Source organism: Halobacteriovorax sp. HFRX-2_2 (assembly GCF_043196705.1).
Lineage (GTDB): Bacteria > Bdellovibrionota > Bacteriovoracia > Bacteriovoracales > Bacteriovoracaceae > Halobacteriovorax_A.
Map to the genome: position 1 here is coordinate 73,296 of NZ_JBEBMT010000003.1, position 23,882 is coordinate 97,177.

The 23,882-nt window shown below is 38.4% G+C and carries 27 protein-coding genes and 1 pseudogene; 10 read left to right on the forward strand and 18 right to left on the reverse strand.

The genetic code is table 11. The features are described 5' to 3' along the window. Positions 1-647, forward strand: a pseudogene (locus tag ABMA79_RS10850) (hypothetical protein); the annotation flags it as partial. Here ABMA79_RS10850 and ABMA79_RS10855 read toward each other — a convergent pair. Genes ABMA79_RS10855 through ABMA79_RS10865 form a run of 3 tightly spaced genes read right to left on the reverse strand, consistent with a single transcriptional unit; the run spans position 640 to position 2,256 of the window. After that, positions 640-762 carry a hypothetical protein gene (locus tag ABMA79_RS10855; protein WP_021267166.1) on the reverse strand — a complete coding sequence of 41 codons (123 nt, stop codon included), beginning with the start codon at positions 760-762 and terminating at the stop codon, positions 640-642. The pseudogene ABMA79_RS10850 and the gene ABMA79_RS10855 overlap by 8 nt on opposite strands. Positions 763-814: 52 nt before the next feature. Next, positions 815-1,654, reverse strand: coding sequence for a matrixin family metalloprotease (locus ABMA79_RS10860; protein WP_393092521.1), 840 nt, complete (start codon positions 1,652-1,654; stop codon positions 815-817). After that, positions 1,654-2,256 carry a hypothetical protein gene (locus ABMA79_RS10865; protein WP_392860335.1) on the reverse strand — a complete coding sequence of 201 codons (603 nt, stop codon included), beginning with the start codon at positions 2,254-2,256 and terminating at the stop codon, positions 1,654-1,656. Before ABMA79_RS10865 ends, ABMA79_RS10860 begins: the two co-directional genes overlap by 1 nt. A gap of 105 nt (positions 2,257-2,361) precedes the next feature. Here ABMA79_RS10865 and ABMA79_RS10870 point away from each other — a divergent pair, with 105 nt between their 5' ends. Further along, positions 2,362-3,486: an aminotransferase class V-fold PLP-dependent enzyme gene (locus tag ABMA79_RS10870; RefSeq protein ID WP_392860336.1), complete on the forward strand. Its 1,125-nt coding sequence runs from the start codon at positions 2,362-2,364 to the stop codon at positions 3,484-3,486. A 28-nt stretch (positions 3,487-3,514) separates the two neighbouring features. Here the strand turns inward: ABMA79_RS10870 and ABMA79_RS10875 are convergent, their stop codons facing one another. From ABMA79_RS10875 to ABMA79_RS10885, 3 genes are all read right to left on the reverse strand, one after another. Beyond that, positions 3,515-4,345: a serine protease gene (locus tag ABMA79_RS10875; RefSeq protein WP_393092524.1), complete on the reverse strand. Its 831-nt coding sequence runs from the start codon at positions 4,343-4,345 to the stop codon at positions 3,515-3,517. 95 nt (positions 4,346-4,440) lie between these two features. After that, the gene (gene tgt, locus ABMA79_RS10880) at positions 4,441-5,586 is read right to left on the reverse strand and encodes a tRNA guanosine(34) transglycosylase Tgt (RefSeq protein WP_392860340.1); all 1,146 of its coding nucleotides are present in this window, start codon (positions 5,584-5,586) and stop codon (positions 4,441-4,443) included. 47 nt (positions 5,587-5,633) lie between these two features. Continuing rightward, on the reverse strand, positions 5,634-7,811 hold the full coding sequence (locus ABMA79_RS10885) for a hypothetical protein (protein WP_393092527.1): 2,178 nt from the start codon (positions 7,809-7,811) through the stop codon (positions 5,634-5,636). A 143-nt stretch (positions 7,812-7,954) separates the two neighbouring features. On the opposite strand from ABMA79_RS10885, the gene ABMA79_RS10890 reads away from it, so the two are divergent. From ABMA79_RS10890 to ABMA79_RS10900, 3 genes are all read left to right on the forward strand, one after another. Further along, the gene (locus tag ABMA79_RS10890) at positions 7,955-9,256 is read left to right on the forward strand and encodes a hypothetical protein (RefSeq protein ID WP_393092530.1); all 1,302 of its coding nucleotides are present in this window, start codon (positions 7,955-7,957) and stop codon (positions 9,254-9,256) included. A 108-nt stretch (positions 9,257-9,364) separates the two neighbouring features. Then, positions 9,365-10,672 (forward strand): DEAD/DEAH box helicase, encoded by a 1,308-nt coding sequence (locus ABMA79_RS10895; RefSeq protein ID WP_393092532.1) that lies wholly within the window; start codon positions 9,365-9,367, stop codon positions 10,670-10,672. A gap of 16 nt (positions 10,673-10,688) precedes the next feature. Then, a complete protein-coding gene (locus tag ABMA79_RS10900) occupies positions 10,689-11,102 on the forward strand; it encodes a hypothetical protein (RefSeq protein WP_393092534.1) in 414 nt (137 codons plus the stop codon). Here ABMA79_RS10900 and ABMA79_RS10905 read toward each other — a convergent pair. Next, entirely contained in the window at positions 11,099-11,551 is a 453-nt protein-coding gene (locus ABMA79_RS10905) for a hypothetical protein (RefSeq protein WP_393055424.1), read from the reverse strand. The genes ABMA79_RS10900 and ABMA79_RS10905 overlap by 4 nt on opposite strands. 28 nt (positions 11,552-11,579) lie before the next feature. Then, positions 11,580-11,978, reverse strand: coding sequence for a hypothetical protein (locus ABMA79_RS10910; protein WP_393092536.1), 399 nt, complete (start codon positions 11,976-11,978; stop codon positions 11,580-11,582). 48 nt (positions 11,979-12,026) lie between these two features. Here ABMA79_RS10910 and ABMA79_RS10915 point away from each other — a divergent pair, with 48 nt between their 5' ends. Beyond that, entirely contained in the window at positions 12,027-12,689 is a 663-nt protein-coding gene (locus tag ABMA79_RS10915) for a hypothetical protein (RefSeq protein WP_393055430.1), read from the forward strand. 37 nt (positions 12,690-12,726) lie between these two features. On the opposite strand, the gene ABMA79_RS10920 is transcribed toward ABMA79_RS10915, so the two are convergent. The 3 genes from ABMA79_RS10920 to ABMA79_RS10930 form a co-directional block, all read right to left on the reverse strand. Then, entirely contained in the window at positions 12,727-13,158 is a 432-nt protein-coding gene (locus ABMA79_RS10920) for a TraR/DksA C4-type zinc finger protein (RefSeq protein WP_021267338.1), read from the reverse strand. 197 nt (positions 13,159-13,355) lie between these two features. Further along, positions 13,356-13,706 (reverse strand): hypothetical protein, encoded by a 351-nt coding sequence (locus ABMA79_RS10925; RefSeq protein WP_393092539.1) that lies wholly within the window; start codon positions 13,704-13,706, stop codon positions 13,356-13,358. 18 nt (positions 13,707-13,724) lie between these two features. Continuing rightward, entirely contained in the window at positions 13,725-14,255 is a 531-nt protein-coding gene (locus ABMA79_RS10930) for a hypothetical protein (RefSeq protein WP_393092541.1), read from the reverse strand. A 108-nt stretch (positions 14,256-14,363) separates the two neighbouring features. Between ABMA79_RS10930 and ABMA79_RS10935 the strand changes: the two genes are divergently transcribed. Continuing rightward, positions 14,364-15,068, forward strand: coding sequence for a 4Fe-4S cluster-binding domain-containing protein (locus ABMA79_RS10935; protein WP_393092543.1), 705 nt, complete (start codon positions 14,364-14,366; stop codon positions 15,066-15,068). 4 nt (positions 15,069-15,072) lie between these two features. On the opposite strand, the gene ABMA79_RS10940 is transcribed toward ABMA79_RS10935, so the two are convergent. The 6 genes from ABMA79_RS10940 to ABMA79_RS10965 form a co-directional block, all read right to left on the reverse strand. Further along, positions 15,073-15,462 carry a hypothetical protein gene (locus tag ABMA79_RS10940; RefSeq protein WP_392860354.1) on the reverse strand — a complete coding sequence of 130 codons (390 nt, stop codon included), beginning with the start codon at positions 15,460-15,462 and terminating at the stop codon, positions 15,073-15,075. 83 nt (positions 15,463-15,545) lie between these two features. Continuing rightward, positions 15,546-16,640 carry a SprT-like domain-containing protein gene (locus ABMA79_RS10945; RefSeq protein ID WP_393092545.1) on the reverse strand — a complete coding sequence of 365 codons (1,095 nt, stop codon included), beginning with the start codon at positions 16,638-16,640 and terminating at the stop codon, positions 15,546-15,548. After that, on the reverse strand, positions 16,640-17,224 hold the full coding sequence (locus tag ABMA79_RS10950; RefSeq protein WP_393092548.1) for a redoxin domain-containing protein: 585 nt from the start codon (positions 17,222-17,224) through the stop codon (positions 16,640-16,642). The genes ABMA79_RS10945 and ABMA79_RS10950 overlap by 1 nt, the downstream gene beginning before the upstream one ends. A gap of 101 nt (positions 17,225-17,325) precedes the next feature. Next, complete coding sequence (locus ABMA79_RS10955; RefSeq protein WP_040314528.1) at positions 17,326-18,087, reverse strand: succinate dehydrogenase/fumarate reductase iron-sulfur subunit; 762 nt, start codon at positions 18,085-18,087, stop codon at positions 17,326-17,328. A gap of 30 nt (positions 18,088-18,117) precedes the next feature. After that, a complete protein-coding gene (locus ABMA79_RS10960) occupies positions 18,118-20,058 on the reverse strand; it encodes a fumarate reductase/succinate dehydrogenase flavoprotein subunit (RefSeq protein ID WP_392860360.1) in 1,941 nt (646 codons plus the stop codon). Next, positions 20,058-20,729: a succinate dehydrogenase cytochrome b subunit gene (locus tag ABMA79_RS10965; RefSeq protein ID WP_392860362.1), complete on the reverse strand. Its 672-nt coding sequence runs from the start codon at positions 20,727-20,729 to the stop codon at positions 20,058-20,060. Before ABMA79_RS10965 ends, ABMA79_RS10960 begins: the two co-directional genes overlap by 1 nt. A gap of 155 nt (positions 20,730-20,884) precedes the next feature. On the opposite strand from ABMA79_RS10965, the gene ABMA79_RS10970 reads away from it, so the two are divergent. The 3 genes from ABMA79_RS10970 to ABMA79_RS10980 all read left to right on the forward strand — a co-directional run bounded on the left by ABMA79_RS10970 (position 20,885) and on the right by ABMA79_RS10980 (position 23,617). Then, a complete protein-coding gene (locus tag ABMA79_RS10970) occupies positions 20,885-21,739 on the forward strand; it encodes an MBL fold metallo-hydrolase (RefSeq protein WP_393092550.1) in 855 nt (284 codons plus the stop codon). A 76-nt stretch (positions 21,740-21,815) separates the two neighbouring features. Next, positions 21,816-23,150: a magnesium transporter gene (gene mgtE, locus ABMA79_RS10975; RefSeq protein WP_393092554.1), complete on the forward strand. Its 1,335-nt coding sequence runs from the start codon at positions 21,816-21,818 to the stop codon at positions 23,148-23,150. Between the two features lie 77 nt (positions 23,151-23,227). Then, positions 23,228-23,617, forward strand: coding sequence for a hypothetical protein (locus ABMA79_RS10980; RefSeq protein WP_393092557.1), 390 nt, complete (start codon positions 23,228-23,230; stop codon positions 23,615-23,617). A gap of 40 nt (positions 23,618-23,657) precedes the next feature. On the opposite strand, the gene ABMA79_RS10985 is transcribed toward ABMA79_RS10980, so the two are convergent. Next, positions 23,658-23,882: hypothetical protein (locus ABMA79_RS10985; protein ID WP_393092560.1), on the reverse strand; the 225-nt coding region annotated here is incomplete at its 5' end.

Here is a 23,882-nt window from a genome sequence, read left to right on the forward strand (position 1 = left end):
TTGCCTTTCTTCCTAATGATTTAGAAGTCAAGAATGAGTATGTAATTCGCAATGAGCATCAATTGGACCTTTCAATTGAAAAGGTTAAGGAAGAACTATCTGAAGTTATTGATCCTAGTAAACTAAAGATCTACGGCGAACATAATCTTGTGAATACGTACTTTGTCTATCTTATGTGGGATGCGTTTACAGGTAATATTAAGGCCTTCCAAAGGGCCTGTGAGGTCTTTAATGGTGTTGAATATCGCTTGCAAATGATTAAGCAAGATAAAGGGCACTACTTCTTTAATGATGCAAAATCGACAAATTGGGAAGCGACACTAACTGCATTAAATGGAGTTAAGGATCTAGGGGATGTAGAACTCATTATTGGTGGCCAGCTTCGAGGACACGGTGATAATCAGCTAGAAAAGCTCTTGCCATTTAAAAATCAGATTAAAAAGATTCTCTTTTTTGGAGAGTCTGGAAAAGTCTTAAGTGAATTAAATTTTGAGATTGAATCTGAATATTTTGAAAATTTAGATGAGATATTTAAAGCAGGATTTAGTGCAGATGTTATTTTATTTTCACCGGCATTTCCTTCTTTTGACCAATACGCAAATTACGTCAAAAGAGGTGAACACTTTACAAAATTAGCTCTTACTTAAGAACTGAGATTGTTACTTTCTGTGATTTGGAGTCTCTCATATTATCTGCAACAGTAATCTTGAATAAGAAAATAATGAGAATTCCAATAATAAATTTACCTGACTTTGATTCCATAATGTGATTATCGGTACTTACTGACAATACTTTAGTAAAATATTGTCTTTTGTTAATAAATTTTTGCTTGTGCAAATTTCTTAGATGTAACTAAGACCAATAATAACATGCCCAGACCTGCGATCAAGGCGGCGGAATCCTTTGCTGATGGGCGTTCAGAATATTGCGTACTTATCTTTTTTTCAATTTCCTCATTAATATGACCACCGAGATTGGCACTATCCTTAACCGGTGCAATTGAGCCACACATTGGGATTTGCTCTTTTGGGTATAGGTATGTGGCCCCGTCCCAGTCATCTTGCCCAATTGTTTCTCGGCCAGTGAGGTTTCTAAAGTACATTAGAGAACTTTCTTTTGAAGAGTGCCCAAGGCCAAAAGCGTGGCCGATTTCATGTGCAAAAAGAGCAATCTTTTGCGCTCTTGTTTGGTCGTTGTAGCGAGTACCTGCGATATCATTGAGTCCAATAACAGAGCCCTGGATTTGGGTACCACTTAGATTATTTGGAAGAGTAACAGCTAAAATTCCAGTTGAAGTAAAAACTGTATTATTGCTATTACAGACGATTAAAATTTGCGTATTCGTACTTGGAACCTGACTGACGCAGCCAGCTTCACCTGCGGCGCAGATTTGTTCAGTCGTATAATCTGCATCAACCGTTAAAATATTACCGCCCTTAAGATGAAGGCTACTTGTTGCAATTTTATTCCAGTACTCACTTGCTGCAATCTCTACCATATCCATGATTTCATCTGCCGAGTCCGTAATATTTGCACAGGCATTGTCTGCAACATCAACACGTATTTCTGGATTTGAAAAACGGATTGGAATATTTGCATTGATTGTAAATGCGAATGAATACGTCGAAAAAAGTAAGCAGAGAATAAGCTTCATTATTTATTTCCAAATGTATAGTTTAACGATAAAGCATAGCTGAATGCTCGCTCGTCACCATCTTCAATATTGAAGACACTTAATTGTCCATTAACAAAGTACGTCTTATTAAATAAGTAGTCCCCGCCGAGGATGACAATATTATTAACAGCAGTTTGGTAATCTTCTGGAGTATAGAATTGCTGCGTCGACATTCCATTTCCTAATGTTTGAATCTCACCATCCATGGCCGTATAGGTAAAGAAAACGCCAAGGCCTGCATGCATTCTAAAGCTTTGAGTAAATGTATGTTCAAGAAGGGCATGAATCCAGAAATTCGTTACTGTAACAGCGCTATCCTCACTTGACTTAGGGATCGTTAGTCCCGCTTCAAGATTAAGGGCCTTTTGCCACGGAATATCTGTTCGATAATTTGCTCTAATGAAAGGATTGAATGTGAAGTAATTTCTACCACCATCAATATCGGTTTGGATCTTACCGACATACTTCGTCAAGTTCCCAATTCCAAGTGAGAATTCGCCAGGAATACTAAGATCCTTAGCAGCTATAGAAAATGGAAGTATGCATATAATGCATAGAAGTAAGGAACGAGATATTTTCATGTCATAATTGTTAAGAAGTTTTCAAGGTTTGACAACTTCTTATTTGTTTTCAAATACTAGCATTTTCATTAAAATACCCCTAACCACTTAAAAAGGATTTTAAATATGTTCGAAAATTATAAGGTACCTAGTGAATTAATTCCAAGTGATCCAAGATTTGGTGTAGGTCCATCTTTAATACCAACTGAGTTTTCAGTACGTCTTGCTGAAACAAAAGCAAATCTTTTGGGAACATCTCATCGTAAGCCGGCCGTGAAAAATCTTGTGAAAGAGATTCAAGAAGGCCTAGCAAAGTTTTACAACTTACCAGAGGGTTATGAAGTTGTTATGGGTAACGGTGGTGCTACTTTTCTTTTTGATATGATTGGACTTGGTCTTGTTCGTAATAAAAGTGTTCACTATACATGTGGAGAGTTTTCAAATAAGTGGTTTAAGTCACATAATGGAATCCCATGGATTGAAGCACAAGAAGTTGTAAGTGAGTACGGTCAAGGTTGTGAACCACAAGGCTCTGATGTGCATGCTGATGCAGATATGATCTGTTTCACTCTTAATGAAACATCAACTGGTGTTCAGACAACGACTATTCCAAATGTAAATGACGATACTCTCGTTGCTGTTGATGCAACAAGTGGTGCGGGACAGATTCCATTAGATATTTCAAAAATTGACTGCTATTTCTTTTCTCCGCAGAAAGTGTTTGCTTCTGAGGGTGGGCTATTTGTTGCTATCATGTCACCAAAAGCACTAAAGAGAGCACAAGAAATTAATGGAACTGATCGCTATATCCCAGGAATTATGAATTGGCAGACAGCTATTGATAACTCAGTAAAGAATCAAACATATAATACGCCAAGTATCTCAACTCTTTTCTTCCTTAATGAGCAAGTAAAACTTATGAACTCACAAGGTGGACAAAAGAATGCCGTTGATCTTGCACGCAAGAAAGCTGATATGATCTATGGTTGGGCCCAGGAAGAAAGTTTCTTAGAGGCGTATGTTGCAGATGAAAAATATCGCTCAACTTCTGTTGCGACAATCAACGTGGATGATAAGTATGAAGCGGCAGCGCTAATTAAAGTACTTGAAGCACAAGGTGTTGTGAACGGAATCGATTCTTATCGAAAACTTGGTAAGAACCAATTTAGAATTTCTCTTTTCCATAATGTGAAATTTGAAGACCTTCAAAAGCTGACAAAAATTATTTCAAGCGCAATCAATCAAGCATAAGAAAGAAGGAGCACGTGGTGCTCCTTTTTTATTTCATTTGAATTGTTTTTAAATCAATCGACATGGAAGAATTTGTATAGAAATCCAAATAGTCTGTTCCGATATTATCCCAAATCTCACTTGTGGATAGGGGATTATTCTTATCTTGATCGGCCACTCCAAAAAAGAGCCCGATGATATCACCTGTGTCACTGTTCATGATCGCACTACCTGAGTCTCCCGATTGTGCATCACAGGCCGTAAAGAATACGTCTCTTACTTTGTCTTTGTTGAAAATTAAATCGATATTTCCTGCTAGGTAGACACAATCCTTATCTTGAATAATGCTTGCATCATATCTTCTAAGGTCGGCCTTGCCAGCACCAAAGCCAACAGATACTAATTGGTCTCCTGCTTTAGGAGTGGGGAAGTTTAAGCTTATATCACTTAGGTTTTCTAGAAATGAAATGCGTTTGGTTTTTTTAACTTTAAAGTAGGTATAATCTGATCCGGATTTTATGCTACCAGAGTCGAGAATCTTTTCACACTTTGCACGGAACTTTTTAAACTCTTCGTTGATAATAAGAATTTTTGAATCACGACATTCTCTGTGAGTTGAGATAACATGGAAATTAGTTAAGAAGGTATATGTTGTTTCATCTTGCTTATAAAGAAAGGCCGTTCCAACTTTCTTTTGTCTTTCATTGACGACTTTTACTGTTCTTAGAATTAATTCTTTCGTTGTCGCTTCTTGAACGTGGAAAGTTTCCTTCGTTATTTTCTGTCTATTCCACTCATCACCACCAATATAGCGTTTGGCCATGGTTAGCTTTGTCGTGGTAATAAATGTGATTAGTAAAACTAAGTAGAACTTCCTCATACGAGGTTTTAGCTTAGAATGTAAAATGGGTCTATATATCTGAAAAGTTTATAAGAAAAAGGGACACATGAGTGTCCCTTATATTGAATACTTAATTAGTTTTTTGCACCGTCGTCTTTATTGTAACTTTTTAGGAAGTCAGCTTTCCACTCATTGTAGCGATCGTTTAAGATGGCCTCACGAGCTTCTTCGGCCATATTCTTATAGAACTCAATATTGTGCATCGTCGCTAGAACTTGTCCTAGAATCTCATTTGAGTCAAATAAGTGCTTCACGTAGGCACGTGTGAAGTTCTCACAACAGTAGCACTTACAATTTGGTTCAATTGGAAAGAAGTCACGACGATAGTTCTTGTGACGAATTCTGATTTTCCCACGTTTTGTAAATAGTGTTCCACCACGTGCAAACTTCGTTGGAATGATACAGTCACTCATATCGATTCCATATTCCCAAATCATGCAAAGGTCTTCTGGATTTCCAACGCCCATTACGTAGCGTGGTTTATCCTTTGGCATCTTAGGTCCTGTGTACTTAACGATCTTTTCCATCAGCTCAGGCCCTTCACCAACAGAGACACCACCAATGGCATAGCCTGGAAGGTCGCGCTTAACAAGCTCATCAAGACACTCATCTCTGTAGTCATCGTAAGTTGAACCTTGGATGATTCCAAATAGCGCTTGCTTTGGATTTGTCCAAGCGTCGATACAACGATCCAGCCAACGGTGAGTACGATCAATTGAGTTCTTTGTGTACTCACGAGTTGCAGGGTACGGAATACACTCATCAAATGCCATCATGATATCTGATCCAAGCTCTTGTTGAATTTGGATTGATGTCTCAGGCGAAAGCATAATTGCCTTACCTTTGTGATCTTTAAACTCTGCTCCTTCTTCCTTGATACTCTTTCTTTGAAGAGAGAATACCTGGAATCCACCAGAGTCTGTAAGAATTGGTCTATCCCAATTCATAAATTTATGAAGTCCACCTGCTTTTTGAACCAGTTTTGAACCTGGTGATAGGTGAAGGTGGTATGTATTTGAAAGAATAATTTTAGTGTCCAGATCCTTTAGGAAATTTGGTGGAAGTGCTTTAATTGCACCGTGAGTACCAACTGGCATAAAAACTGGTGTTGGGATTTCTCCGTGAGGAGTTGTGATAACACCTGCTCTTGCTCCTGAGTTCTTATCTTCGTGGACAACTTTGAACTTGAAGTGTTCTTTGACTTGATCTTGAATACGCATAGATCACCCTTTGTCGTAACTCGACTGTTGAAATATTTCTACTAACTTTAATTATTTAAAGTACTTAGCTTTAATATTTCTTTTGCCGCTTCTTGTCCAACAGTATTTGTACTACCTTGTAAAAATTTGGCCAGATCCTTGGCAAATTTTACGAATGAGGCGCGATTTTCACCGTTGTCCTTAAGAGAGACAAGTTGGTTGATCTCTGCAATTTGGCTCATTAAAATTGATTTATTTGTCCCTTGAAAGGCCTTCTCAACACTGTCGATATATTCAATTTTAACCTTTGGCCTTGCTAGGAAAGTAAAGCCTTCAAGCTCACTTGATTTCATATTGCCGCCAACCTTAGCAAATTGCATAACTTGATCTTGTGCGATGTAGAGATAAATCTCATCACTACTTCCTCGATAGAATGAAGTGAATTTATTCAAGTTTCGATACTGCTTATAATCCATTTTAAATTCTGAAAATGCTTTCTTTGATTGGCCAATAGCGAGTAGATCAACATGGACAAGGTCTTTAGTCGATCGGCCCTTAATGATCTCACCGGCCCAGAATAATTTTCCAAAGTCTTCTCTTGTTAAGTAGCTCGACTTTTCATCCTTATAAAATGAACTTAGGTAAGGGTAGCGGTACTTAAAGAATGGAATTGAGCTAAAGCTATTTTCAAATCTTTCAAATGGCATCGAATCTGTCATTTTAACGACATATGTGTTGGCCGAGTCTTTGTTAATGATAAAGTAGCTTGGCCTAGACCCACCAACTCTAAGAATAATATGCTCTTGTGAGAATTTCTTTGAGATAAGAAGCTCTTTGATCTTTAATGGCCTTTTTCCAAGTTCTTTAGAAACATTGATTTGTGTTGGTGCTGCGGTATCTGAAAAGCCTTCCTGGATAATTGGATAACCAATTACTAGGAGAGTAAAAATAGCTAAGTTAATAAGTGAAATAAACTTGAAACCTTTTACTCGATAAGTAATACGTCCTCGAGTGATTAACTCTTTTAGTGAGGGAGTATCAAAAATCACAGGCATCTCAAAAAGAGGAATAAGGTGTGCAATTAAATCTAGTGGTGTTCTAAGTACGGCCTTGGCCCTCTTTGATAGGAATGAGCCAGAAGTGGTCGCTCCACTAATAAAGAGAGTTGGCGACACACTAAATACTAAGTTGGAAACAAATAAGATTCCAAAAAGAACGATAAAGATTTTTGCAATATCTGGACTTAGTGAAAACTCAACATATTTTGCAAGTTCAGTATTGGCCAAGTCGGCCAGCTTAACACTTAAAGACTCGATGGCCTCAACTTCTACTTGTGTTGAAATAATCGTGGTTGCAAAGACTAGTGATAGGGCACTCACAAAGCGAGTAAATGGCCCCACTAACTTATTTTCATTCTGTTTTGCTTTTTTCTTCTTCTGTTGTGCCTTTCTTATTTTTGCACCTTCATAGTCGCGGGCAGTTCCTAGCTTAAGGCCTGAGGCTTCTTTTGATTTTGTCGATTTCTTCTTCGTATTTTTGTTTGTTTTTTTCTTCTTCTTACTTCCACCTAGAGGGCGGCTGATATGTTCAGTTTGTTTTGCAACCTTCTTTTCTTGTTCGGCCTCTGCATTTTGCAGGCGAGCGACGTTTAGAACTTGAGTGATACTAAGAGAGTCAGTATCTTCATCTACTTTTTGCTGTGCTGGTTGATCTTCATTAGTATCGATAATAAATGAAATATCTTCTTCGTCACTGTCGGAGTCATCATCAGATTCATCTCTTGTAAGCATATCACTACTTGTCATTTCAAATGAAGGAGAGCTATCTTGAGTCGCTTTTTTGATCTCTTCAAGTGACTCTTGGTCTTCTAGGTGATGGAAGCTTTGTACTTCATCAAGACCTAGGTCATCTTCATCTTTTTCAGATGTGACTTCAAACTCGTCAGGTAACTGTTGAGCATGAGAGAGAGTTTTTAATTTGAATTCACTTCTTTTGTAGCTAAGTCTTTCTCCAACTTCCATGAAGTAAGTCGAGCCTTCTTGAAGAGGTGTTTCTTGAAGTTTTGCATCCTGAATTTTTTGAATTAACTTTAGGACTAAGCAGTCATCATCAACCTGAACCTTGATGCTTCCACCGTTTTCAGAAATAATTAATTCGTTATTTTCTTCCTTAAAGAAGAACTCTTTAACTGAGATAATGATTTCTTTATTTTCATTAGAAGTGCTGTGGATAAAACCAACCTGCATAGTCAACCTTTGTTAATTTTCAATTAATTTCCTTTCTATTTTAAAGGGATTATATAAATTTTCCTACTAATTTTTAGAATTCATTCCGTGTTAATATTGGTTAAGACAATTAAGAAGATTTAACCACGGAAGGGGACAAATAAATGAAAAAATCTTTTTTAGTAAGAGCGACGTTTGCTACGCTCTTAGCAGGACAAATGACTTTTGCGGCCGATGCTAATTATGATGTACAGGATCGTTTTCGCTTAATGGAAGACAAATTTCAAACTCAAGAATTCCTAAGAGAGGCTGGGCATGACTTTCTCGTTGATATGTCAGTTTATGCTAATACAGACCTTATGGAACTAGTAGGTGATGTATCTGATGCTTCAGATGCAGCTGATCCTGATCAAGCGGCAGCGGATGTACTTTCTGCTTATGCTGATACGGAACAAAACCTTAGATTAAATGTTGAAGTAGGAGTTCCTCTTCCATCATTTAATGCTTTTAAAGGGCTAATCAGTCCAAGCGTTAGACTTGGTGTTAATGTTGGTTCACTAATTGGAATTGGTGAAGAAAATATTGAAACTGATACTCTTATTAACGCTATCCCAGTAGATGCGGAAACGAAGACTATTCTTCAAGATAAGCTTACTCAGTCAGTTCTTAATGATGTACTTGCTGGAACAACTACTACTGTTTCACAACTGGCAACTGCTCTAGGTTTATCTGGTGCAGAAAAAACTCAATTTGAAGCTGAGCTAACTGATGCTCTTGGTGGAACAGCGATTCCATTTGCAGGTTCTGGTTCAATGGCACCAATTATCGATGCTTATGTAAAAGCAGACGTTACAGCTGGTCTTAATTTTGATTATAAGAATGAAAGACACTTTGGTTCATTTTCTCTTTACGGTTTATATCGTGCTGACGTAAGACGTGTTCTTGATCAAGATGCAATTGCTGGTGAAGGTGATGTTATCGATACTGAAAACCTTGATCAAAATATGACTCTTTATGCGATGGCCGACATCACTTATGGTTTTCACTGGCTATCAAACTTCAGAACAATGTTTAAGATCCAAGATATCGCACTTGCGACAGTGATTGAAAATGATGAAGGTTATCTTCCATTATATGAGCCAGAAATTGGTTACCGTATGCATACTGATTATAGCTTCAACCTTTCAAATATGAGAGTTCGTCCATTCGTAGGTTTCCACATGAGAGATGGTTATGATTTTGCTGATGGAGTTTATGCTGGTACAGACGTAATGTTCCATGTTTGGAAGGAAAGACTAGCTGTTACTGTAAGAGGGATGGTTGACTCTGAACACCTAACTCTAACTCCAAGACTTAAGCTAGGATTCATGGATTTCATGTATTCTCTTAAGCAACCAATCACTTCAGAAGTACAAGGTGTGAAAATTTCAACAATTCACTCTGTAAACTTCAGACTACACTTCTAATTTAAGAAACATTGTGTTAAATATCGGGGGATCAAAAGATCCCCCCATTTATTTCTGCGTAGACCAATACTGGTCGCGAGCGGAGTTGTCTATTTAGGAGAGTACAAAATGGCAAAAAACACAAAAGAATTTGTTGAAATCGTTGATATGGACCTGTTTGCAGGTTTCTTAAAGGAAAATAAGCTATCTAAGCCGACAGAAGTTCAGTCAGAAGCAATTCCAGAGTTTCTAGATGGCCACAATCTTCAGGTACAGGCCCAAACAGGTAGCGGAAAGACCCTGAGTTATCTTCTTCCTCTATTTCAAAAGCTAAAAGAAACAGAATCTGACTTAAAGAACCAAAAAGCTGGTTCTCCTCGTGCCATCATCTTACTCCCAATCAAAGAGCTTGCGATGCAGGTTTCTGATGAATGTAAGAAGATCTCTCACCATGCAAAGTTACGTGTTCGTCTTGCTCTTGGTGGTGAAAAAGGTAAGAAAGTAAGCACTCTTAAAAAGCAAACCTTTGATATTCTTATTGGTGGACCTGGTCGTATCAAGTCGATGCTTGAAAAGAAAGAGATCCGTCTAGATGACCTTGAGTATCTCGTGATTGATGAAGCTGATCAGCTACTTGATATGGGCTTTATGCGTGAGCTTAAGGCAATTCGTCGCCACCTTACTTCGCCGTATCAAGCATGTCTTGTGTCTGCAACGATGGCAGATGATTTTGATATGCTAAAGGCCGAGTTCTTTTCAGGAATGGAGTTTAAGTCGGTAAGCTTAATTGGCTCTCATGGACTTTCTCAAACAATTGAAACATTTAATATCGCTCTGGACTATACAGAGAAGAATGCCATGCTTGATGTTTTCATTAAGAAAGAAGCAAAGGGTAGTGGGATTATCTTTGTTAACCAAAAAGAGAAGGCCGTTGAAGTATATAATTATATGAAGCAGGCCAATCTTGTAAAAAATCTCTATGTTTCTCATGGTGATATCACAGCAAAAGAAAGAAGTGAGAACTTTAAAAAGTATAAAGCAACAGGTGGTATTCTTATCACAACAGATATGGCCGCTCGTGGGATTGATATTAAGACTCTTCAGTGGGTGCTTAACTATGACCTTCCATTTGAAGCTGTTTACTATATCCACCGTTCTGGCCGTGTGGGACGTGCCGGAAGAGCTGGAAGTGTTTACAACTTTGTGACAAAAAAGGATCAGAAATTAATTGGTCAAATCAATGAGGCCATTAAGAATCAGGATACTCTAAAGATTGATCCGATCTTTTTAAAGTCTATGACAAAGAAATCTGGTGCTAAGAAGGCGACAAAGAAAGTTGCTCGTAGAGGGCAGCTTCCTCAAAAGAAGACTACTTCACGAACAAGCACTCGTACACCATCTCGTACATCAAAAAATTCTCGCGGCAGACGCCGTTAAATGATAAAATGCTAATATGTTTAAACGTATTAGCATTTTCTTTTTTCTTTCATCATTCTTTGTTATGTCATCATGTTCAGAAAAGGATATTTATACTCCTTTAGAAATGTTTGATATGGCCTATAAGTTTGACAATACAATTGAAGAAGTTCGTATTGGATTAAAAGAAGAGGGGCGACATTTAGACTGTAAGGATTATCCTGCTGGCTGCATTGTGGGTTCACCAAAGCGCTTTAAGGTTAGATTAGTTGAAATGATTGTTGTGCAATACTTAACATCTCAGGAAGCTTGTTTGGCAGCATATAAGCTTAATCAATACTATGCTCGCAACTGGCTATTTGATGATGTTGCTAGTGAGCCCGTTCTTGTGGACTTTGTTAAACAAGTCTACAAGGCCAAAAAACCACAAACAAAAGAAGAGTGTGATTAGTCCATTAGCCACTGATTAATTTCTTCGTGATACTCTTCTAACTTCTTATTTGTTCCTATGATATCACTACTGGTAATAAGAAAGCATTTGTCGCTTTTTAAACGTATTTGAATGGCGTGATTTGATGCCGTGGCTCCTCTGGTTCTTAAGAGTTCGACTCTTTTAATTTCATCAAGCCCAAATTGAGTGATTTGCTTCCTTAGTAGTGAGCGGGCAACAAGCCTTGCTGTATTTCTGGGTTTACTCATCTCAAGATGACGATATTTAAGAAGTGATAAAACGATTGTTGGAGTAAAGAGAAAGAGCAGAAGATCCTTTTGACCAAGTTTATTATTGAAGCTCAGATAGCTACCAAGTCCGACAACAAGTAAGAGAATACATAGAAGTGCTAGCTTCGATGGAAAAGAGTTGAGTGTTAAGTTTTGAAAATTCTTTTCAAGTTTTAACATATCGATCTCCTGTTTTGCCTATCCCTTTTTATTCTTTAAAGAAGTACTTCTTAAATCCTGTTTGGAAAGCATCGATCTTAACTTCCCATGCATTAATAAACTCAGGATTTTCTTCTCTATACTCTTCTAATGTTTCCTTAAACAGCATTACCCATCGTCCAAGTTCGCCCATGTGGATATTTAAGTATTCATGGGCCTCAAGTAGGTGGGCCGCAGGACGTGGAAATTTTATTCCTAATAACTGTGCCTGCCAAAAGGCGTTGATAACCTCTAAGTGCTCATTGAAGTCATCAATATTTGCTAGAGGGCCATTATTGGCCGTTATTTTTCTAAAGTGATAGCCAATAAAAACATCATTAATGGCCTTGGTGTAAAATGTCCGAGTGATCTTCTCAATTAGTTTGATCTCGTAATCATTGCCTGTCATAAGTTAAGTCTACACTAAATTTTGTGCTTTAAATACCGATGAAAGTTTATGAACAAAATAATTATCTCTTTACTTTCATTACTCCTAGGTAAATTTATCTATGCAGGTCCGTTAATTTCGGTAAATAACGATACATGTTGGTATAAAGAAGACCAAGGACGTACGAAAATTGCATCCTTTAATGATCAAGTAAGTCTTAATACAAATCGTGATGAAGTTCTAGGCCAAGTCGTTCAATACTTACATGAACAAAAATTTGAGGCCGAAAAAATAGATATGATTCACTCTTATGGACTGTGTGGCCCAAGGCTTTCAATGGCCTTTCGTATTTCTTATGAGAAGGTCGACTACTGTCTAAGGGCAAATATTGAAAAAGATCATGGCCTTAAGTTTTCAGGCATTGGCCTGGCCCAAGATAGTAAGGGTGCCTGTCAAAGTATAGCAAGTGATAAGCTTATCGTTTCTGTTGATCAGGCCAATATTGTCGATCTACAAAAGTTCTTAAGCGAGCAGGGGCTTAGAGCTAAGAAAGTTGATAAGCTTTCTTCAAAAGTCTACGTTCTGTACTTTGATGCTCAAAGAGATGAGATCAAAGATATAAGAAAGAGTGTCATTGATAGCGGAATCGCTAATTCAGCGGAATTCTCAACGGGGCAATATCATATTGCAGATGAGTTTGAATTATTAAGCATTAGTTACTTTAGAAAATAAGCACAAATAAAAAAGGCCTCTAATGAGGCCTTATTTTTTATCTTTTTCCAATTTCAGCAATTGTCTTTCCAAGAGATTTAGAACGCTTTAAGTAAACATTCGATTTCTCTTCATGCTCAGCTTCTTCCTTACATGCAATGCAAAGCTCAGCAGTATTTCTCGCCATCAGGCGATCAAAACCAATTTCAATATCACACTCATCGCAAAGGCCGTATTCACCTTTTTCGATTTTTGTCAGTGCTTTGTTGATTTTCTTTACGTAGAAGTTTTCACGATTTCTGAAACGAATTTCCTGCGATGTTTGAACGTTTGCTACTGCCTCATCTAGAGGGTCAAGTAGTTCGTTCTTGTCCATGCAATACTGCTCTTTCTCACTGTTTTTGTTAAGAATTCTTTCTTTGTCAGCAAGTAGCGCATCTTTAAGTGCAGCTATTTGCTTGTCCGATAGATACGAGTTAGCTCTGTTCATTTCGACTCCCTTGTGCCGTGTTTCTTCCAGTGAAACAAGTTGTTTGTAACCTTAGTTTTGCGCTTAGGCAAAACAATTACGCACAACAAATATTGTGTTCGTGTGTTGTAGAAAGAATTTACTGGTCGGGGAGGTGTTAGTAAAAGGTATTTTTCTTACAAAGGATTACTTTGTCATGGAATATCAATAGTTTAGAGCTAGTTTTTTGGAAACGATGCTTCACAGTGAGGACAAAACTTCCAAAATTGCTTATCAACCTCTGTTTTACAGCCTGAACACGTGATTATCGCACTCAGTTCTTCAAATGCTTCGTCATACATATTAGCAAAGAGATCACTTCTCATGGCCGCAATTGTTGTAGGGTGGGCCCTGAAAGTACCAGGCATTGTTGTGTTTGGAATAAATTTTGTGGGTGTTACACTCTTGTCTGGAAAGATTTGAACTTGAACCTCTTGTGAAGGCTGCATTTGGTACATTTGCCTATTAGCAATATTGCGTTCGTTCTTTAGTAATTCAAAATTGTCGTTGGCGCTAAACTTTCTATCCATGAATCAAATTGTAACACACTATTGCCAGCGGCGTTCAAGCAGTTCAATTATTTCCACACAGGCCTTCTTGTGTTGATTAAAGCGTGCAAAGAAGCCTGGTTTTGCCTCTAAGACGGCCTTTTTAAAATAGATCGACTGTGAACCGAGTGACTCAATCAGGCGTAGTGTCCATTCAAAGACTTCTGGGTTCTGGTGACCGACAAGTTTTTCTAGGGCCTCAAGAAAATCAAAAGGCAGCCTTTCGCCTCTTTTATGAAATTCATCGATAATTTGTTTTCTGGCCACTCCAAGGCATAGAGTTAGGACTTCTGGGTCATGGCATAGTGCCAAGCAATCCATGATTTCGGGGTAGATAATATGATCGAGAGTAATTGTATTATCGAGTAAGCATAGAAGGGGAATGAGCGCCTCCCAATTTTCTTCGCGATTTAGCTCCTCAAAGCGGGCCTTAAAGACGCTGAAGTCTTCTTTGGTATAAGTGCAATTTGGTCTTTTGCCGGCCTGTAAATCAGCGATGACTGCGCGAAATTGTTCATCTATATCAATCATATTTCTTCCTTTGGGCCATTTTTCATGTAGCAATTACTCGATTTACTTTTAAATATATGACATTTTAAGGCCTTATGCTATATAAATACCCTTTAAGAAGGTTTTTCAATGCAACAGTATCTTATTAACGACATTTACCGCGCTACAGAAGGAGAGGGAGTCTTTGTTGGACGCTCACAGGTCTTCGTGCGTTTTCAAGGTTGTGCCGTTGGTTGTATTAATTGTGACTCAATGGATACTTGGAGTTTTGAAATTGAACCAACATCAATTGAATCGATCTTTGAAAAGGTTTTAGAAGAGTCTTATCAAGGAAAAATTAATTGGATTTCAATTACTGGTGGAGATCCTCTTCATCCTAAGCATGTTCCAAGTGTTGTGGCCCTTTCAAAATTTCTAAAAGAGAAAGGCTTTAAGCTAAATATTGAAGCAGCTGGAACACGTGTTGTTGATGAGGTTTTTGAAAATCTCGACTATATTTCATTTGATCTTAAAACTCCTTCTACTGGAGTTCAAACTCGCTTATCTCTAATTGAAAAGCTTGCCCAAAACTATGATGGAAAATTTCAGCTTAAAGCAGTTATCGCTGATCGTAAGGACTTTGATTATACTCTAGGTGCTTACAGAAAGCTTGAGGAGAGTTTAGGTCCAATTGAGTTTCCTTGGGTTTTAACTCCATGCTTTGAACCAAGTGAAGAATTTCCAATGCAGAGATTCATCGATATTCAAGAGTGGAATCAATTAGAAGGTGGGCCTTTTAGAGTGATTGGTCAGCAGCACAAGTGGATTTACGGCGCAGATAAAAAGAGTGTCTAAATAACTAAGCAGCTCTTCGAGTTTTTGCCAAAGTTTCTCGTTGCTTGGCCTCTAGTAAATCAATACCATATTTCTTAATCGTACCTAAGTCAGTAATCGTGTATGAGTTAGACTCTGCCTTTGTGCGATCCTCTGGAGAGAAGTTGTCACAGATAACGACAAGCTTAGTATCTTCAGGAAGTTTCTTAAGAGCAATCTTGATAATTCCTTGTACTTTTTCAAGTGAGTTTGTGCAGTAGACGACGTATTTCTTGTCATCTTTAGAGACGCTAAAGTGCCAAAGGTTGGACTTATTCTTAGACTCAACAACATGGTACTCATATGATTTAAAAACCATCGTACATTGAGTGATAAATCCTTTAATAATTTTTTTGGAATTTGCTATCTTCGCCATTAGATCTCCGCTTTACCTGTATCATATCGGTAATTCAGGCAAAATATTAAGAGATTTTGCGAAGAAAGATATCTAACTAGATTTTAGTTACTTAGAAGTTTCGTCCCTGATTTTTGGCCAATACCTTTACCCATTTTAAATTGTTTTCCTGCCTTAGCGCCAAGATTCCATGCATTTGCATCAAAGCTTGTTGCTTGACTTGTTTGTGATGAGACACGAGGGTAGACGCGATTTCTGTGGGCCTCTGCTAGGCCTTTTATATGAATGAGCTCACGGGAGCTGATTTGTTTACTTTGGTGGCCTTTTAACTCATTTAGAAACGACTTGGTAAAACTCTTATAGTAGGAGTTACGTGCTCGAACACCTTTTAAATTTGATGTCTTCTTTGCCTGCTTCCATAGGCCTTCTATTGCATTAACTGTATAGTCATAGATAAAGTGAGCGGCCTCAACATTCTCTTTGGCCCCGATAATTTCAAGATAACCACCACCGCGGCCTGAGCTAAAAACTGGTGAGACAGCATATTCCTTTAGAATATCGTAGAGGCAGTCGTGAAGAATATTTCGTCTTTTGAATGAGGCAACACGTCTGACATAGGTGTCTTCAAATTCCTTCATATCAAAATCTGATCGTGTTAAATGATTAAGCTTAAGCTTATTCAGGTTATGCTTTTGGATGAGGTCGTTGGCCTTCTTTGCTGCAAGCTTGGCCTCAAATTCATTTTCCGACTTGGCAAGTTCAAGAAGCTTTTGAATCTTTGCCGTAATATTATCATTTGTTTTAACGAAGGCCGTAAGGTTGACTTGAGACTTTGAAAAGCTCTCGTCCCAACCAAAGCGTTTAAATATATTTCTAAACTCCACTCCGTGGGCCTGTTCGTGGATGCCACATTCAATATGGACTAGGAAATGGGCCAGCTCATGCTTTAAAACATTTTCTAAGAGCTTGTCGTCGTTAATTGTAAGAAAGCATTTATTGATACCAATCTGATAAATCAGTGGATCGTAGAAGCCTAGGATCTTATCAGAGTCATTGACGACAAATGTAAGTGGGTACATGACGCCTTTATAATGGAGGCGTGAGCGTTTAAAAGATAGCCCAATACTTGCGAAGATATCACATGCCATGAGTCTGATCTTTTTAACAAATAATTGGGTATTTTCGTTATAAATAAACATTAGTACTTAACACTACATCCATACGGTTTCGTTCGTGCTGGACTTACTTTCTTATTCTCTTTTAGTTGTCCTAGTGCGTTTTTAACATAGTTTCGAGCGTTTTGAATATCACTTTTGTCGGCCGAAGGGATGCTGTCAATGGCACCCATATATTCGATAATTCCATTTTCGTTGATGATGAAAATCTCAGGAGTCGTCTTGGCATTATAAAGCTTGCCAACTGTTCCGTCCGTATCAATGAGAAAGTGAGCCGCTTGAGATTTTTCAACTTGAAGACGATTCTTCGCAGCTTGTGCGTCCTTGATATATCCCTGTTTACCAACATTAGATGAGTTGATGGAAAGCCAGTGATATCCACTTTCTTTCGCAAGAGCTTGTGTTTGCTGCATATTCATTGAATCGTAGTGCTTTCTCACAAAGGGACAGCCGTCGTTATACCACTCAAGAATTACTTTCTTTCCTTTGAAAGCCGAGAGCTTTACTATTTCGTTATTTTGATTTTTAAGTGTGAATTGCGGCGCTTTGTCACCCGGTGATAATGCGAGTGTAAGTGTTGTCATTAAGAGAGAAATTAATACTTTCATAAATGCTCCTTTCACTTATTCTACGCTGTGAAGTTGGAGCTTACAATAAATAAAGGCCTACATTTGTAGGCCCTTATTTTATCTGAATTTAATTAACTTAATTAAACAGTTGGTGTCGTCTTAGAAGTAACAGCTGCTTTTAGTAGCTCTCTGTTCATACGAGCAATATTTGTGATCTCAATTCCTTTCGGGCATGAAGCTTCACATTCTGCTTCGTTAGTACAGTTACCAAATCCAAGATCATCCATCTTCTTAACCATGTTTTGAACACGTTGAGAAGCTTCAGCTTGTCCTTGCGGAAGAAGTGCCATTTGAGAAACTTTAGCCGATACGAAAAGCATAGCAGAAGCGTTCTTACATGAAGCAACACAAGCTCCACAACCAATACATGCAGCAGCATCCATTGCTAGGTCAGCTTGTTCTTTTGGAACTAGGATTGCGTTAGCATCTTGTGCGTTACCAGTGTTAACTGAAACGAAACCACCAGCTGCGATGATTTCATCAAATGCACTACGATCAACCATAAGGTCTTTTTCTACTGGGAAAGCTCTTGCTCTAAATGGCTCGATTACAATCGTGTCACCATCTGAGAATTTTCTCATGTGAAGCTGACAAGTTGTTGTTTCTGCTTCTGGCCCATGTGCTTGACCGTTGATCATTAGAGAACACATACCACAGATACCTTCACGACAGTCGTGATCGAAAGCTACTGGCTCAACACCTTGTGGGATAAGTTCTTCGTTTAACTGATCTAGCATTTCAAGAAATGAAGCATCCGGAGAAACGTTTTCTAAAGTATAGTCGGCCATTTGACCTTTATCTTCACGATTCTTTTGACGCCAGATTTTTAGATGAAGTGTCATATTATTATTGCTACTCATATCATATACCTCTTATTTGTAACTTCTTTGTGTTAGTGGAACGTTAGGGAAGTCTAGTTCTTCCACGTTTCTAATTGGCTCACTACCTTCACCCATGTATTCCCATACAGCTGCGTGACAGAAGTCATTGTCATTTCTTAGGGCCTCATTCTCTTCAGTCTGAGACTCTTCTCTGAAGTGACCACCACATGATTCTGGTCTTTCAAGAGCGTCGCGTGCCATTAGCTCACCAAGCTCTAGGAAGTCTGCAAGACGGTTAGCTTTTTCAAGCTCGATATTGATCCCATCTGCTGTTCCTGTAACTTTAACGTCTTTCCAGAATACTTCACGAAGTTTCTTAATCTTTTCAATTCCGGCCTTAAGAGTTTTTTCATCTCTTGCCATACCAACATGGTTCCACATGATTTGACCAAGTTCTTTGTGAATTGATTCAACTGATCTTGTCCCATTGATTGAAAGTAGCTTAGAGAATCTATCTTTTGATTCTGTTAGGGCCTTATCAAATTCTGGGTGATCAGTTCCAACTTTATTACCCATAAGTTTTTCAGATGCTAAATAATTAGGAACTGTAAATGGTGCAACAAAGTAACCATCTGCTAGACCTTGCATAAGTGCAGAAGCACCTAGGCGGTTTGCACCGTGGTCAGAGAAGTTAGCTTCACCAAGAGCAAATAATCCTGGAACAGTTGTTTGAAGGTTATAGTCAACCCATAGTCCACCCATTGTGTAGTGAACAGCTGGGTAAATTCTCATTGGAACTTTATATGGGTTTTCATCAGTAATTCTTTCGTACATATCAAAAAGGTTACCGTAACGCTCTTTAATAGCATCTTCACCATCACGTGCGATTGCTGTAGCGAAGTCTAGGTAAACTGCTTCTTCTCCAGCACGTACTGACTTACCTTGGTCGATTTGTTCTTTTGCGTTTCTAGAAGCAACGTCACGAGGAACAAGGTTACCAAATGAAGGATACTTTCTTTCTAGGTAGTAATCTCTTTCTTCTTCTGGAATATCATTTGGTGCTCTGTGGTCTCCAGCTACTTTTGGAACCCAAACACGTCCGTCATTTCTTAGAGACTCTGACATAAGAGTTAGTTTCGATTGGTTTTCACCGTGTCTTGGAATACAAGTTGGGTGAATTTGAGTGAAACATGGGTTAGCAAACATTGCACCTTTCTTATAGGCCTTCCATGCTGCTGAACCATTTGAAGTCATAGCGTTCGTTGATAGGTAGTAAACGTTTCCGTATCCACCTGTACACATAAGAACTGCATCTGCTGCGTGCTTTTCGAATTCACCAGTGATTACGTTTCTTGTGATAATACCACGTGCACGACCGTCAACCATTACTAGATCAACCATCTCACGACGAGTTAGCATTTGAACTTTTCCACGTCCTACTTCTTTCATTAGAGAAGAGTAAGCACCTAGAAGAAGCTGTTGACCAGTTTGTCCTCTAGCATAGAAAGTACGTGATACTTGAGCACCACCAAATGAACGGTTAGAAAGAGTCCCACCGTATTCACGAGCAAAAGGAACACCTTGTGCCGCACATTGGTCGATAATATTATTTGCAACTTCCGCTAGACGGTAAACGTTAGCTTCACGTGCACGGTAATCTCCACCTTTTACAGTGTCATAGAATAGACGCCAGATTGAGTCACCATCATTTGGGTAGTTCTTAGCAGCGTTAACACCACCTTGAGCTGCAATCGAGTGAGCACGTCTTGCAGAGTCTTGAAGGCAGAAACACTTAACATTATAACCTTGCTCACCTAGAGTTGCTGCAGCAGATGCACCAGCAAGTCCTGAACCAACAACGATTACTTCAAACTTACGTCTGTTGGCAGGGTTAACAAGTTTCATATTAAACTTATGTTGAGTCCATACTTTAGTGATATCGTCACCAGCAGGAACTTTTCCATCCATTTTTTTGATATTCATATTAGTCATTACATTCCTCCCTTAACGTGACACCAAATTGCGATTGTTGAGTATCCAACAGTTAAGACAACAGCGTATAGTTTTGAAAGAAACTTGATCGCTGGCATATACTTAGGGTGGTTAAATCCAATTGATTGGAATGCTGACCAGAACCCGTGAGATACGTGAATTCCAATAACAATCATGAAAACTACATACATTCCCACATTAAGAGGAGAAGCAAAGTACTCAATTACAGTCTTGTAAAGGTCACGAACTTCCATTCCATTTAATGTTGTCATATATACAGCACCATACTTAAAGTTAATTAAGTGCATGATGATGAAGAAAAGAATTAGCATACCAGTGTATGGCATAGTTGAAGATGCGAAAGTTGCTCCACGTCCTGTTGGTTGCTTCATGTAGTAATTAACTGGACGAGCTGCTTTATTTTCCATCGTAAGTTTCAGGGCCATAAAGAGGTGAGTTAAAAAGATTACAAGAAGACCAGCTTCTGCAACGTAGATAAGTGGGTTTGAAGTAAGCGTGTAAGCGTACTTGTTAAAAGCGTCTGCTCCAACCATTAGTAAAAAGTTACCAAGCATGTGTGATAGTAGAAAACCACACAGAAGTAGTCCCGTAACTCCCATTACTTGCTTTTTAGCAACGGAGTTAGTCAAATAAAAGCGTAATGCTGACATTGATACATTTCCTTTGTCTAATTTAATAAAAATTTTAAAATGTTATTTGATTGGATTATAATCCTTTAATCACCAAAACTTAAGTGAATTTTTAAGTGAATTTCATTTTGTGATGCGCGGTGCAAATATACCCTCAAGGATTAGGAGAATTTTAAATGTTGATCCACTCTTTTTTTGATAAAGACACTAATACTCTGACTTATATCATTTACTCTTTGATTTCAAAGAAGGCCATTGTCGTTGATCCTGTTTTAAACTTTGACTACGCGAGTGGATCAGTGTCAACAAAAGAAGTTTTACTCATTGATGAGTTCTTAAAAGAGAACGATCTAGAGCTTTCATATATTTTTGAAACCCATGTTCACGCGGATCACCTTTCTGGTGCGTCGAGCCTAAAGAAATATTACCCTAGTGCTAAGATCGTCATTCATGAAAATATTAAAAAGGTACAAAACGTTTTTAATGGGGCCTTCCGTTCTCAGGTAAAAGAAGACGGCTCTCAATTTGATTTGTTAACTCGTGAAGGTGAGGTCTTTAAAGTCGCAGAAGATCTCGAAGTCGAAATTATTGAGACTCCGGGGCATACTCCTGCTTGTATGAGTTTATACATTAATAAGGAAGCACTCTTTGTAGGGGATGCTATTTTTATGCCTGATATGGGAACTGGCCGTTGCGATTTTCCAAAGGGGAGTGCTGACGATCTTTATGAGTCGATTCAAAAAATTTACTCTCTCGATGATAATTGTAGTATATATGTCGGCCATGATTACGGCCCAGGTGGACGTGAGATTATTTTTAAGACAACTGTGGGCAAGCAAAAGCGCAATAATATACAGTGTAAGGCAAGTACTACTAAAGAAGAGTTCTTGGACTTTAGAACATCTCGTGATGCTGTTTTAAGTGCTCCTCGACTTTTAATCCCTAGTATTCAATACAATATGAATGGGGGAGAGTTCATTTTTAATGAAGAAGATGGTGCGCCGTTTTTGAAAGTGCCAGTAAAGATGTAATGTCAAAATCTAACTAGCTAATTTTATTAAAGTTTGTACTTGAAACGTCGATTAGTATTTTGTGGGAGCAAAATAAATGACAAACGAAACTCATCCAGAAATTGAGAACACAATGCAATTTACCAAAATTGGTATTGCCCTAAAAGATTGGCCTTCTCTTTCTGAGTCCGAGCGTCTGTCGACTTTCAATAGTATGTCAGAAGAAGAGGCCCAGGACTTCTTTGACTCCCTTGATTCAAATTACCAAGCTGATCTTTTTGAACAATTTGACCGCGACCTTAAAAGACGTTGGGCAAATGATTTGGCCTATGATGACTTGGCCGATATTTTACAACTTCTGGATTATGAGCAAGTAGAAGAGACTCTTTCTCTCTTAGCTAAACATGCTCGCGTTGAAGTTATGGCCCTTATGGCCTATGCCGAAGACGTTGCCGGTGGTCTTATGAATTCCAATTATATTCGCCTGCGTGCAAATATGATGGTGGAAGAGGCCATTCGCTACATTCGTACTCAAACACTTAGTAACGTTGAAACGATTTACTATACCTACGTTATCGACACTGCTCAAAAGCTAGTAGGGGTGGTATCTCTACGTGAGCTCTTTGGTGCTCGCGACGGCCAAAAGATTTCAGAGCTAATGACAACGGGTGATGACCTTATTGCCATTCCAGATAATATGGATCAGGAAGAAATTGGTCGTGTCTTCAGTCGTTTTGAGCAAGTTGTTCTACCGGTTGTTGATGAAGAATTCCGTATGAAAGGGATCATTACAATTGATGATATTATCAAGGCCGTCGAGGAAGAGACGACAGAAGATATGCAAAAAATCGCGGCCGTTGAATCTCTTGATGCTCCTTATCTTGAAGTTGGCTTCTTTGAGATGACAAGGAAACGTCTTGGTTGGCTTGTTATTCTCTTCATTGGGCAAATGCTTACGGCCACTGCCATGACTCACTTTGAAGCTGCTATTGCACATACAGTTGCACTTGTAACTTTCATTCCTCTTATTATTTCATCAGGTGGAAACTCTGGGGCGCAGGCATCAACGCTTGTTATTCGCGCCCTTGCTCTTGGTGAAGTTAAAAATAGTGACTCTCTTCGTGTCTTTTTAAGAGAGTTAGGTTCTGGCCTATTTATGGGATTTATTCTCGGAATCTTTGGTTTCATGAGAATTTATTTTTGGCCGCATGCAAACGAAGTTTACGGCGTAAACTTTGCAAGTATCTCTCTCATTGTAGGGTGCAGTATTATTTGTATCGTGATGTGGGGAACTCTCGTTGGATCAATGCTTCCTTTTCTACTTAAGAAGCTTCGCTTTGACCCGGCCACTGCTTCAACTCCCTTTGTTGCAACAATTTGCGATGTGACGGGAATCATTATCTATTTCTCTATTGCCCACGCGCTTCTTTAGCTTATTGTAAATACTTCAGGGGAGTATTTATGTCTCATTGGCCATGCTAAATATGGAAAAAATATTTAGGAGAGTTTATGAAATTAGCTTTGGTAATTTTAGTAAGTGCATTTAATTTTTATGCAGTAGCGGGCCTACAAACTTTAAGAATTGTTGATTTAGCTACAGTTTCTTCAGCGAGCTGTTATACGGCCGAACAAGAAGAGTCAGGAAGTATTTCTACAGTTAGCGTATATCTTGGTAAATATAGCGGTGAAGGTGAGGATAGAACATTTAATTATTATGAAACTTCAGATACTTATTATGCATCATCTGTCGTTTGTAAGAATATCAAGTTATTTAATAAAGCATTTGATAGCTCACTTCCTCAGGAAGAGAAGGTATTTAAATTATTTGTTGATATGAATGATCACATAAAGGGATTTATGCTCCGAAATAGTGATAAAGTTTTATTTTTTGAAGAGTAGAGTTTTATAAGAAAAGGCCCTCAAACGAGGGCCATGTTTTTTATTTTGATTTTTTCTTTGTAGCTTTTTTGGCAGTTTTCTTTACAGTTTTCTTTGCTACTTTTTTGGCCGTTTTCTTAGCAACCTTCTTTGCAGTCTTTTTGGCCGTTTTTTTAGCGACTTTCTTTGCAGTCTTTTTGGCCGTTTTCTTAGCTACTTTCTTTGCAGTCTTTTTGGCCGTTTTCTTAGCTACTTTCTTTGCAGTCTTTTTGGCCGTTTTCTTTGT

Excerpts from the sequence above, each read along its gene's own strand:
- ABMA79_RS10855 (WP_021267166.1), bottom strand. The coding sequence starts at position 762 with ATGGAATCAAAGTCAGGTAAATTTATTATTGGAATTCTCATTATTTTC.
- ABMA79_RS10860 (WP_393092521.1), bottom strand. The coding sequence starts at position 1,654 with ATGAAGCTTATTCTCTGCTTACTTTTTTCGACGTATTCATTCGCATTT.
- ABMA79_RS10865 (WP_392860335.1), bottom strand. The coding sequence starts at position 2,256 with ATGAAAATATCTCGTTCCTTACTTCTATGCATTATATGCATACTTCCA.
- ABMA79_RS10870 (WP_392860336.1), top strand. The coding sequence starts at position 2,362 with ATGTTCGAAAATTATAAGGTACCTAGTGAATTAATTCCAAGTGATCCA.
- ABMA79_RS10875 (WP_393092524.1), bottom strand. The coding sequence starts at position 4,345 with ATGAGGAAGTTCTACTTAGTTTTACTAATCACATTTATTACCACGACA.
- tgt (WP_392860340.1), bottom strand. The coding sequence starts at position 5,586 with ATGCGTATTCAAGATCAAGTCAAAGAACACTTCAAGTTCAAAGTTGTC.
- ABMA79_RS10885 (WP_393092527.1), bottom strand. The coding sequence starts at position 7,811 with ATGCAGGTTGGTTTTATCCACAGCACTTCTAATGAAAATAAAGAAATC.
- ABMA79_RS10890 (WP_393092530.1), top strand. The coding sequence starts at position 7,955 with ATGAAAAAATCTTTTTTAGTAAGAGCGACGTTTGCTACGCTCTTAGCA.
- ABMA79_RS10895 (WP_393092532.1), top strand. The coding sequence starts at position 9,365 with ATGGCAAAAAACACAAAAGAATTTGTTGAAATCGTTGATATGGACCTG.
- ABMA79_RS10900 (WP_393092534.1), top strand. The coding sequence starts at position 10,689 with ATGTTTAAACGTATTAGCATTTTCTTTTTTCTTTCATCATTCTTTGTT.
- ABMA79_RS10905 (WP_393055424.1), bottom strand. The coding sequence starts at position 11,551 with ATGTTAAAACTTGAAAAGAATTTTCAAAACTTAACACTCAACTCTTTT.
- ABMA79_RS10910 (WP_393092536.1), bottom strand. The coding sequence starts at position 11,978 with ATGACAGGCAATGATTACGAGATCAAACTAATTGAGAAGATCACTCGG.
- ABMA79_RS10915 (WP_393055430.1), top strand. The coding sequence starts at position 12,027 with ATGAACAAAATAATTATCTCTTTACTTTCATTACTCCTAGGTAAATTT.
- ABMA79_RS10920 (WP_021267338.1), bottom strand. The coding sequence starts at position 13,158 with ATGAACAGAGCTAACTCGTATCTATCGGACAAGCAAATAGCTGCACTT.
- ABMA79_RS10925 (WP_393092539.1), bottom strand. The coding sequence starts at position 13,706 with ATGGATAGAAAGTTTAGCGCCAACGACAATTTTGAATTACTAAAGAAC.
- ABMA79_RS10930 (WP_393092541.1), bottom strand. The coding sequence starts at position 14,255 with ATGATTGATATAGATGAACAATTTCGCGCAGTCATCGCTGATTTACAG.
- ABMA79_RS10935 (WP_393092543.1), top strand. The coding sequence starts at position 14,364 with ATGCAACAGTATCTTATTAACGACATTTACCGCGCTACAGAAGGAGAG.
- ABMA79_RS10940 (WP_392860354.1), bottom strand. The coding sequence starts at position 15,462 with ATGGCGAAGATAGCAAATTCCAAAAAAATTATTAAAGGATTTATCACT.
- ABMA79_RS10945 (WP_393092545.1), bottom strand. The coding sequence starts at position 16,640 with ATGTTTATTTATAACGAAAATACCCAATTATTTGTTAAAAAGATCAGA.
- ABMA79_RS10950 (WP_393092548.1), bottom strand. The coding sequence starts at position 17,224 with ATGAAAGTATTAATTTCTCTCTTAATGACAACACTTACACTCGCATTA.
- ABMA79_RS10955 (WP_040314528.1), bottom strand. The coding sequence starts at position 18,087 with ATGACACTTCATCTAAAAATCTGGCGTCAAAAGAATCGTGAAGATAAA.
- ABMA79_RS10960 (WP_392860360.1), bottom strand. The coding sequence starts at position 20,058 with ATGACTAATATGAATATCAAAAAAATGGATGGAAAAGTTCCTGCTGGT.
- ABMA79_RS10965 (WP_392860362.1), bottom strand. The coding sequence starts at position 20,729 with ATGTCAGCATTACGCTTTTATTTGACTAACTCCGTTGCTAAAAAGCAA.
- ABMA79_RS10970 (WP_393092550.1), top strand. The coding sequence starts at position 20,885 with ATGTTGATCCACTCTTTTTTTGATAAAGACACTAATACTCTGACTTAT.
- mgtE (WP_393092554.1), top strand. The coding sequence starts at position 21,816 with ATGACAAACGAAACTCATCCAGAAATTGAGAACACAATGCAATTTACC.
- ABMA79_RS10980 (WP_393092557.1), top strand. The coding sequence starts at position 23,228 with ATGAAATTAGCTTTGGTAATTTTAGTAAGTGCATTTAATTTTTATGCA.